Genomic DNA, 8,708 nt, shown 5'->3' with positions numbered 1-8,708 from the left:
CGCCGCGGGTGCACGGACGAGGCGTAGACGACGCCGGCGGCCACCGGCACGCCGGCGGCCTCGGCCACGAGCGCGCGGCGCCAGGGCCGTTCCGCGTCCTCGGCGAGCATCGCCCGGTCCTGGTGCTGCTGCGCGTTGGCCGGGTCACCCCACACCTCGAGCAGGGCCAGGTCGTCCCCGGGCCGCCAGGGACGCAGCACGATCTCCCCGCCGACGACCGCGGCGGAGTCGAACAGCGCGCCGCCGTCGTCGTGCCCCGCGGCCCCGGCCGCTCCCGTCACGTCCCCGCTCACTTGACCAGGCGCTCCAGCAGGTAGGACTTCACCTGGGACAGCGCCACGCGCTCCTGGGCCATGGTGTCCCGCTCGCGGATGGTCACGGCCTGGTCCTCGAGGGTGTCGAAGTCCACGGTGATGCAGAACGGGGTGCCGATCTCGTCCTGGCGGCGGTAGCGACGGCCGATCGCGCCGGAGTCGTCCGTCTCGATGTTCCAGAGGGTGCGCAGCTCCGCCGCGAGGGACTGGGTGGCCGGCTGCAGCTCGGGCTTCTTCGACAGCGGGAGCACGGCGGCCTTGACCGGGGCCAGGCGCGGGTCCAGCTTGAGCACGGTGCGCACGTCCACGCCGCCCTTGGCGTTCGGGGCCTCGTCCTCGGCGTAGGCGTCCACGAGGAACGCCATCATGGCGCGGGTCAGGCCGAAGGACGGCTCGATCACGTACGGGGTGTAGTGCTCGTTGTTGGCCTGGTCGAAGTACTGCATCTTGGTGCCCGAGTGCTCGGTGTGCCGGCCGAGGTCGTAGTCGGTGCGGTTCGCGATGCCCATCAGCTCGCCCCAGCCGTCGCCGCCGGTGAACCCGAAGTCGTATTCGAGGTCGATCGTGGCGTCCGAGTAGTGGGCCCGCTCGTCCGCGGGGACGTCGAACTTCCGCAGGTGCGCCGGATCGATGCCGAGGTCGATGAACCAGTCCCAGCAGTCCTCGACCCAGCGGTCGAAGTGCTGGCCCGCCTCGGCCGGCGGCACGAAGTACTCGATCTCCATCTGCTCGAACTCGCGGGTGCGGAAGATGAAGTTGCCCGGGGTGATCTCGTTGCGGAACGCCTTGCCGATCTGGCCGATGCCGAACGGCGGCTTCTTCCGGGCCGCGCCCAGCACGTTGAGGAAGTTCACGAAGATGCCCTGCGCCGTCTCCGGGCGCATGTAGTGCAGGCCCTCCTCGTTGTCCACGGGGCCGAGGTAGGTCTTGACCAGGCCCGAGAACAGCTGCGGCTCGGTCCAGGCGCCCTTGGTTCCGCAGTCCGGGCACACGATCTCGGCCATGCCCTCGGCCGGCCGGCCCTTCTTGGCCTCGAACCCCTCGAGCAGGTGGTCCTGGCGGTGCCGCCTGTGGCACTGGGTGCACTCGACGAGCGGGTCGGTGAAGGTCTCGACGTGGCCGGAGGCCTCCCACACCGCGCGCGGCAGGATGATGGAGGAGTCCAGGCCCACCATGTCCTCACGGGAGCGCACGAAGGTCTTCCACCACTCGGCCTTGATGTTCTCCTTCAGCTCCACACCCAGGGGCCCGTAGTCCCACGCGGAGCGCGAACCGCCGTAGATCTCACCGGCCTGGAACACGAAGCCTCGGCGCTTGGCGAGGTTGATGACGTTGTCCAGCGGGGACTTGGCAGCCATGGGGGCATCACTTCCGTACTCATCGGCGGGGCGGGAGGGGATCACGACGACGACGGCACCCGGCCGCCTTCGACGCGGCGGGCCCGTTCCGGCGCGGCGCGCCGGTCGATCCCGTCCAGCCTACCGGCCATGATGGACACCATGACCGAGACGAACGCACCCGACGCCCAGCCCCTGCCCATCCGTGACGAGTCCATCCGCCTCGGCCAGGCGCTCAAGCTCGCCTCCCTCGTGGAGGACGGGGCCATGGCCCGCGACGTCGTCACCGACGGGCTCGTCACCGTCAACGGCGCGGTGGAGACGCGCCGCGGCGCCCAGCTGCACGACGGGGACGTCGTCGAGTTCGCCGGCGAGGCGTTCGTCGTCCAGGCCGGACAGGCCTGAGCCGACGCCGCGGCGGGCGGCCGCGGCGCCGTCGTCGAGCAGGCCCGGTGCGTCAGCCGCGGGGCGGCAACATGTGGGCGAGGTACTCCTTCACGTGGCCCAGCTCCTGCTCGTTGATCGCGTGGCCGAGCCCGGCGTAGACGATCTTCATGAGGTCCACGTGGGCGTTCAGCCAGGCATGGGTCTCCTCGACCCGGGGCTCGGAGATGATCGGGTCCTCCTGGCCGCGGCCCCAGAAGACCTTCGGTCGGACGCGGGCGACGTCGTCGTCGCGGGTGAACAGCTCGCGCAGCCGCGGCTCGGCGAGCTCCGGGTCCACCACGAAGCCGGACAGCGCCACGGTGCACGCGTAGGCCTCCGGGTCCAGGCGCAGCAGCGACGTGGCCATCGCCATGCCCTGCGAGAAGCCGAGCAGGGAGACGGTGCGGAAGTCCCCGCGCACGGCCTGCACCCAGGCGTGCAGGGTCTCGACGGCCTCGCGGACCGGCTCGGCGGTGGAGCCCAGCTCCCCCGTGACCGGGTCCTGGGAGAGCGGGAACCAGGCGTGGGAGCCCGGCTGCAGGGGCAGGGGCGCGCGCACGGCGGCCACCGTGACGTGCTCGGGCAGGTGCGGGACGAGGCCGAACAGGTCGTCCTCGTTCGCGCCGTAGCCGTGCAGGACGATCAGCAGGTCCTCGGTGCGCTCGCCCTCGGGGCGGGACCAGCGGACGACGGGCTCGACGGCGGGGGTGGGGTTCGCGTTCACGCCCGCCAGCCTAGCGAGCGGCGAGGTCGACCCCTCCCGGAGGTTGACCCCTCCCGCGCGACGCGGGCAGAATCCTACTCGTGGGTAACCCATCCTCCTCTCAGCCTCCGCACGCCTCCGACGCGACCCCGGTCGACGACCCCGCCGCCCATCCCTGGCGCCGGTACGTGGCCATCGGGGACTCGTTCTCCGAGGGCATCGGCGACCCGGACCCGGACCGCCCCGGCTACCACCGCGGCTGGGCCGACCGCCTGGCGGGGGAGCTCGCCCGCCTGACGCCGCCCGGTGAGGACCTGGCCTACGCCAACCTGGCGGTCCGCGGGAAGCTGCTGGACCAGATCGCCGAGGACCAGGTGGAGCCGGCGCTCGCCCTGCGGCCTGACCTCATCAGCGTGTGCGCGGGCGGCAACGACATCCTGCGCGGCGCGGACCCGGACGAGATCGCGGTCCGGCTGGACGCCGTCGTCGAGCGTCTGGCCTCCGACGGCGCCACCGTGCTGCTGTTCAACGCGACCGACGTGAAGGGCACGCCCGTCATCGGCCGCATCCGCGGCACCGTGGCGATCTACAACGAGAACGTGCGCACCATCGCGCTGCGGCACGACGCGCTGGTGCCGGACATGTGGTCGCTCAAGGACCTCGCCCGGCGGGAGATGTGGGCCGAGGACCGCCTGCACTTCTCTGCGCTCGGGCACCACACGATCGCCGCGATGGTGCTGGACACCCTCGGCGTGGAGCACGGCCTCGAGCACCTGCGCCTGTCCCCGCCGGCGCCGCGCACGTGGCGCGAGGCCCGCGCGTCGGACGCGGCGTGGGTGCGCACGCACCTGGCGCCGTGGGTGGTCCGCCGCATCCGCGGCGTCTCCTCCGGCGACGGCGTCACGGCCAAGCGCCCCGTCCCCGAGCCGCTCTTCGGCGCGCCGATGCCGCGGGGCTCGGACCACACCGAGCCGCTGGACGTCGTCGAGCCCTGAGCCCGGCCGGCGGGAACCGGTGGCCGTTTCTCGAACGAAAGTGCCGCGACACGCCGCCGTTTCCCGAACGAAAGTTCAGAGGGCGAGGGTGCGCTTCAGCGTGTCGGCCACCTGGCCGTATTCGGTGAGGAACCCGTCGTGGCCGATGGGCGAGGCGATCGTGTGCACCGGCGGCCGCGCGGGCAGCGCCGCCGCGAGCGCCTCGGACTCGGCCGGCAGGTAGAGCCGGTCCGAGTCGACGGCGGCCACGAACGCCCGGCCCCGGTAGTCCGCGAGCGCCGCCGCCACGCCGCCGCGCCCGCGCCCGACGTCGTGGCCCATGAGGGCCTCGGTGACCACGAGGTAGGAGTTCGCGTCGAACCGGTCGGCGAGCTTGGCCGCCTGGTGGTCCAGGTAGGACTCCACGGCGTAGCGCCCGCGCCCGCCCGGCACCCCGATGACGGCGCCGAACGGGTCCTCGACACCCTGCGGTTCCCGGCCGAACCGCTGGCCGAGCTCGCCCGCCGTGCGGTAGGTGGTGTGGGCGATGCGCCGGGCGATGCCCAGGCCGGCCACGGGGCCGGGGCCGGGGTAGTAGTCGCCACCCTGGAAGTCCGGGTCGAGGCGGATGGCCGCGGTCTGCGCCTGCCCCCACGCGATCTGGTCGGCGGAGGAGGCCGAGGTGGCGGCCAGCACACCCACCCCGGCGACGCGCGCGGGGTGGGTCGCGGCCCACTCGAGGGCGCGGGCCCCGCCCATCGATCCGCCGATCACGGCGCGCCAGGCGCCGATCCCGAGGTGGTCGGCCAGGCGCCGCTCGGCCTCGACCGCGTCCCGCAGCGTGAGGAACGGGAACCGGGAGCCCCAGGGCCGCCCGTCGGGCGCGGGCGTCGAGGGCCCGGTGGAGCCGTGGCAGCTGCCGATCATGGCGGGGGCGACCACGAACCACCGGTCCGTGTCCACGGCGCGGCCCGGGCCGACGAGGGCGTCCCACCAGCCCGGGGTCGGGTCCTCCTCGTGCGCGGCCACGTGCGCGTCGCCGGTGAGGGCGTGCAGCACGAGCACGGCGTTGGAGCCGTCGGCGGCGAGGGTGCCCCAGGTCTCGTAGGTCAGCTCGACGTCGGGCAGCAGCCCGCCGGTCTCGGTGCGCAGCTCGCCGACCCGCAGACGGTGGCGGCCGCCGCGGGGCAGCGCGGTGCGCGACGGACGCGTGGCAACGGCGGTCATGCCCGCTCCCCCGCGTCGTCGTCGCCGCGGCGAGCGGCGGCCGCGAAGCCGCGCTCGAGGTCGGCGAGGATGTCCTCGATGTCCTCCACGCCGAGCGAGAGCCGCACCAGGCCGGGGGTGACGCCGGCGGCGCGCTGCTCGTCGTCGGTGAGCTGGGAGTGGGTGGTGGAGGCCGGGTGCACCACGAGCGAGCGGACGTCGCCGATGTTGGCCACGTGGTGGTGCAGGGTGAGCCCGTCCACGAACGCGGCCCCGGCCTCGCGGCCGCCCGCGATCTCGAAGGACACGAACGCGCCCGCGCCCTTCGGCAGGTAGCGCCGGGCCCGCTCGTGCCACGGGCTGGACTCCAGGCCGGCGTAGACCACACGCTCGACGTCGTCGCGGCCCTCCAGCCAGCGCGCCACCGCGGCCGCGTTGGCCACCTGCCGCTCCATGCGCAGGGACAGGGTCTCCAGGCCGAGGTTCACCAGGAACGCGTTGAACGGGGAGATGGCCGAGCCGTAGTCGCGCAGCAGCTGCACGCGCGCCTTGAGGATGAAGGCCAGGTTGGCGCCGAGCGGCGAGCCCACCCCGAGGTCCCGCGCGTAGACGAGGCCGTGGTACGACTCGTCCGGCTCGTTGAAGCCGGGGAAGCGCTCGGCGTGCTGCGCGTAGTCGAACGTGCCGGCGTCGACGATCACGCCCGCGATGGCCGCGGCGTGCCCGCCGAGGTACTTCGTGGCGGAGTGGGTGACGACGTCGGCGCCGTGCTCGATCGGCCGCAGCAGGTACGGGGTGGCCAGCGTGTTGTCCACGATCAGCGGCACGCCGGCCTCGTGGGCGGCGTCGGCGACGGCGCGCACGTCCAGGACGTCCCCGCGCGGGTTGCCGAGGGTCTCGCCGAAGAACGCCTTGGTGTTCGGCCGGACGGCGGCGCGCCAGGACTCGAGGTCGTCCGGGTCGGTCACGAACGTCGTCTCGACGCCGACCTTGGCGAGGGTGTGCTTGAACAGGTTCTGCGTGCCGCCGTAGAGGCTGGCTGAGGCGACCACGTGGTCGCCGGCGCCGGCGACGTTGAGGATCGCGAACGTGGTCGCCGCCTGACCGGAGGCCAGCAGCAGCGCGCCCACACCGCCCTCGAGCGCGGCGATCTTCTCCTCCACCGGGCCCTGCGTCGGGTTGCCGATGCGGGTGTAGAGCGGGTCGAGGTCCTTGAGTGCGAACCGGTCCGCGGCCACCTGGGCGGACGGGAAGTCGTAGGAGGTGGTCTGGAAGATCGGCAGGGCGGTCGCACCGAAGGCGTGCTGGCCGACGGCGACGCCCGCGTGGACCTGCGCGGTGGAGAAGCCCCAGGCGTCGGGGGTCGGGGTGGGCTGGTCGGTCATGGCGGACCCTCCTGAAGGGTTCAGGGGCCGGACCCGGCGACCCCGCCCGCCGGCCGACGTGCCGATCCGGGGACCGGCGTCGTCGAGGTGCCGGAGATGACCCGGCGCCGTCGAGAGGGGCCGAGGGATCGGCCCGCGCTTGCCGGCGTCCGTTGTGGGGCCGGCCTGGTCGTCACCCGGGGCACCCCACCGCGGAAGGAGGGTTGCCGGTCAGCATGCCGGGGCCTGTTGCTGACTCTCGTGACCGTGCCTCCGAGTGTAGCCCGCCGCCCCGCCACGATTTCGTCACGCGTGTCACACGCGGATACGCTCTCCGCACGGGGCGCCCAACCCGTCAAGGGCTCGACGCCCCTGGACTCGCACCAGGTCAACCCCCGGGGCAGCCCGGGAACGGAGAGGAACAGCGCAGTGCACACCTGTCGCATGGACCACGTGTCCTACGCCGCCGGCCCCGAGGGCCTGGACGCCACGGTCGCCCGCATCGCCGAGACGCTGGGCATCGAGCGGATCAAGGGCGGTGTCCACCCACGTTTCGGCACCCAGAACGCACTGTTTCCCATGACGGAGGGGCAGTATCTGGAGGTCGTCGAGGCCCTGGACCACCCGGCCTCCCTCAGCGCGCCGTTCGGCCAGCTCGTGCGCGCCCGCACCGAGCAGGGCGGGGGCTGGATGAGCTGGGCCGTGGCCACCCCGGACATCGGCCGGTTCGAGCGCCGCCTCGGCCGCGAGGCCGTCCCCGGCAACCGTCGCTTCCCGGACGGCCGCGAGCTGTCCTGGCGGCAGATCGGCATCAAGGGCACCCTCGCGGACCCGCAGCTGCCGTACATCCTGCGCTGGGCCGACGGTCAGGAGGACATGCACCCCTCGCAGGCGGCCGAGCCGCAGGCCACCATCGAGCACCTGAACATCGCCGGCTCCCCCGAGCGCCTCGCCGAGTGGCTGGGCGGCGAGGACGAGGACGGCCAGGTCCAGGACGTGAACATCGAGTACGTCGCGCCCTCCGGCACCCCGGGCATCGTCTCGGTCACCTTCCGCACCCCGAAGGGTGCGATCACGCTCTGAGCGCGGGGGCGGGGCCGGTCAACCGAGCAGCCCCGCCCGCGCCAGCAGTGGGTAGCCGACGAACCCGACGGCGTCCAGCAGCGTGTGCGCGATGACCAGCGGCATCACCCGGCGCACCCGCAGGAACACGAGCGCGAACACCACGCCCATCAGGGCGTTGCCCACGCCCGGCCCGATCCCCTGGTACAGGTGGTACGCCCCGCGCAGCAGCGCGAGGGCGAACACCACGACGGCCGCGCGGGTCGGCAGGTACAGCCCCTCGGCGCTCACCCACGACGACGGCACGGCCGGCGCCGGATCGCGCGCCAGGCCCGCGGCGCGCAGCCGCTGCAGATACCCGAGCCGGTCGACGAGCCAGGCGCCCACGATGACCTCCTCCAGCAGTCCGTGCCGCAGCGCGGAGAGCAGCAGGACCGGCACCTGGTACCAGCTCTCCCCGAGCGCCGAGCCGACGATCGCCGTCGTGATCCCCAGGGCCCGGCCGGCGGCGTAGACACCGAGCGTGCCCAGCCCGATGGCCGCGAACAGGCCCAGGCCCCAGGCCAGGTCGCGGCCGGGGCGGCGCAGGTCGAGGCCGAGCACCCGGAACGGGTTCCGGCCGCGCAGGTGCATCAGGTGCAGCACGAGGGCCACCGGCACCAGCGCGAACCCGATGCCGAGCAGCTGGTAGGTCAGGTCGAAGGCCCAGCGGTCGGCCAGGGCCGGGTTGAGGACGGTGGTCTGCTCGCCGAGCGGGGCCTGGGTGGCCTTGTCGATGAGCTGGACGATCGCGTAGACCGCCGACTTCCCCAGGGAGAGGCCGAGGACGATCGCGATCTCCCACCGCACCGTGCGCGCCGAGGGGGCGGGCAGCGCGGGGGCGGGTCGGACGGCCGGGCCGGCCGGGGTGCAGGACGTGCGCGGGGTGGCGGGCATGCCCCCCAGTATCCGCCCGCCCCCTCTCCCCCGGGCGCTTTCGAACGTGAGGGAGGGCCTGTCTCCCGTTCGAAAGTCCCCATCCCCCCGATGTCACGTTTGAAAGTCCGGGACGGCGGAGGGAGGGTTAGCGTGGTCGTGTGGTCTCCCCGCCTGCCCCCAGCGAGCTCGAGCTGGTCCACCGCGCCCTGCAGCACCTCCGCCCCGGCCTCGACCCCGCCCTCGCCCGCCGGCTCCGCACAGCCGACTGGGCCGCGGCGTCCGTGGAGGAGGGCGGGCAGTTCCACCGGGTGCTCGTGCTCGAGGACGTCGGCGTCCTCCGGATGACGCGGGCCCACGAGGTCGGCGCCGCCCCCGCCGCGCGGTGGGCGCCCGAGCGGGACCCC

At 73.7% G+C, this 8,708-nt stretch carries 8 protein-coding genes, 2 pseudogenes and 1 riboswitch; of the genes and pseudogenes, 4 read left to right on the top strand and 6 right to left on the bottom strand.

Annotated elements, in window-relative coordinates; genetic code table 11:
- Both HMPREF3105_RS08240 and HMPREF3105_RS08235 read right to left on the bottom strand, forming a co-directional pair.
- A pseudogene (locus tag HMPREF3105_RS08240) lies at window positions 1-293 on the bottom strand (N-acetyltransferase); the annotation flags it as partial.
- The gene (locus HMPREF3105_RS08235) at window positions 290-1,672 is read right to left on the bottom strand and encodes a glycine--tRNA ligase (protein WP_070709180.1); all 1,383 of its coding nucleotides are present in this window, start codon (window positions 1,670-1,672) and stop codon (window positions 290-292) included. The pseudogene HMPREF3105_RS08240 and the gene HMPREF3105_RS08235, both read right to left, overlap by 4 nt.
- 141 nt (window positions 1,673-1,813) lie before the next feature.
- Between HMPREF3105_RS08235 and HMPREF3105_RS08230 the strand changes: the two genes are divergently transcribed.
- The gene (locus HMPREF3105_RS08230) at window positions 1,814-2,056 is read left to right on the top strand and encodes an RNA-binding S4 domain-containing protein (RefSeq protein WP_036317588.1); all 243 of its coding nucleotides are present in this window, start codon (window positions 1,814-1,816) and stop codon (window positions 2,054-2,056) included.
- 52 nt (window positions 2,057-2,108) lie between these two features.
- On the opposite strand, the gene HMPREF3105_RS08225 is transcribed toward HMPREF3105_RS08230, so the two are convergent.
- On the bottom strand, window positions 2,109-2,801 hold the full coding sequence (locus HMPREF3105_RS08225) for an alpha/beta hydrolase (RefSeq protein WP_060973782.1): 693 nt from the start codon (window positions 2,799-2,801) through the stop codon (window positions 2,109-2,111).
- Window positions 2,802-2,881: 80 nt separating this feature from the next.
- Here HMPREF3105_RS08225 and HMPREF3105_RS08220 point away from each other — a divergent pair, with 80 nt between their 5' ends.
- Complete coding sequence (locus HMPREF3105_RS08220; protein ID WP_060973781.1) at window positions 2,882-3,775, top strand: SGNH/GDSL hydrolase family protein; 894 nt, start codon at window positions 2,882-2,884, stop codon at window positions 3,773-3,775.
- A gap of 75 nt (window positions 3,776-3,850) precedes the next feature.
- Here HMPREF3105_RS08220 and HMPREF3105_RS08215 read toward each other — a convergent pair whose 3' ends face one another.
- Entirely contained in the window at window positions 3,851-4,981 is a 1,131-nt protein-coding gene (locus HMPREF3105_RS08215) for a homoserine O-acetyltransferase MetX (RefSeq protein WP_060973780.1), read from the bottom strand.
- A complete protein-coding gene (locus HMPREF3105_RS08210; RefSeq protein ID WP_070709179.1) occupies window positions 4,978-6,345 on the bottom strand; it encodes a bifunctional o-acetylhomoserine/o-acetylserine sulfhydrylase in 1,368 nt (455 codons plus the stop codon). The genes HMPREF3105_RS08215 and HMPREF3105_RS08210 overlap by 4 nt, the downstream gene beginning before the upstream one ends.
- A 130-nt stretch (window positions 6,346-6,475) precedes the next feature.
- Window positions 6,476-6,591, bottom strand: a riboswitch (SAM riboswitch).
- A 177-nt stretch (window positions 6,592-6,768) separates the two neighbouring features.
- Between HMPREF3105_RS08210 and HMPREF3105_RS08205 the strand changes: the two genes are divergently transcribed.
- A complete protein-coding gene (locus HMPREF3105_RS08205) occupies window positions 6,769-7,407 on the top strand; it encodes a VOC family protein (RefSeq protein ID WP_081097729.1) in 639 nt (212 codons plus the stop codon).
- 18 nt (window positions 7,408-7,425) lie between these two features.
- Here the strand turns inward: HMPREF3105_RS08205 and HMPREF3105_RS08200 are convergent, their stop codons facing one another.
- On the bottom strand, window positions 7,426-8,322 hold the full coding sequence (locus tag HMPREF3105_RS08200) for a CPBP family intramembrane glutamic endopeptidase (RefSeq protein ID WP_070709177.1): 897 nt from the start codon (window positions 8,320-8,322) through the stop codon (window positions 7,426-7,428).
- 140 nt (window positions 8,323-8,462) lie between these two features.
- On the opposite strand from HMPREF3105_RS08200, the pseudogene HMPREF3105_RS08195 reads away from it, so the two are divergent.
- Window positions 8,463-8,708, top strand: a pseudogene (locus tag HMPREF3105_RS08195) (hypothetical protein); the annotation flags it as partial.

The sequence above is a fragment of the Micrococcus sp. HMSC31B01 genome (genome assembly GCF_001816085.1).
Taxonomy (GTDB): Bacteria; Actinomycetota; Actinomycetes; order Actinomycetales; family Micrococcaceae; genus Micrococcus; species Micrococcus luteus.
The sequence above is the reverse complement of the archived record's forward strand: the minus strand, read 5'-3'. Positions and strand labels throughout refer to the sequence as shown.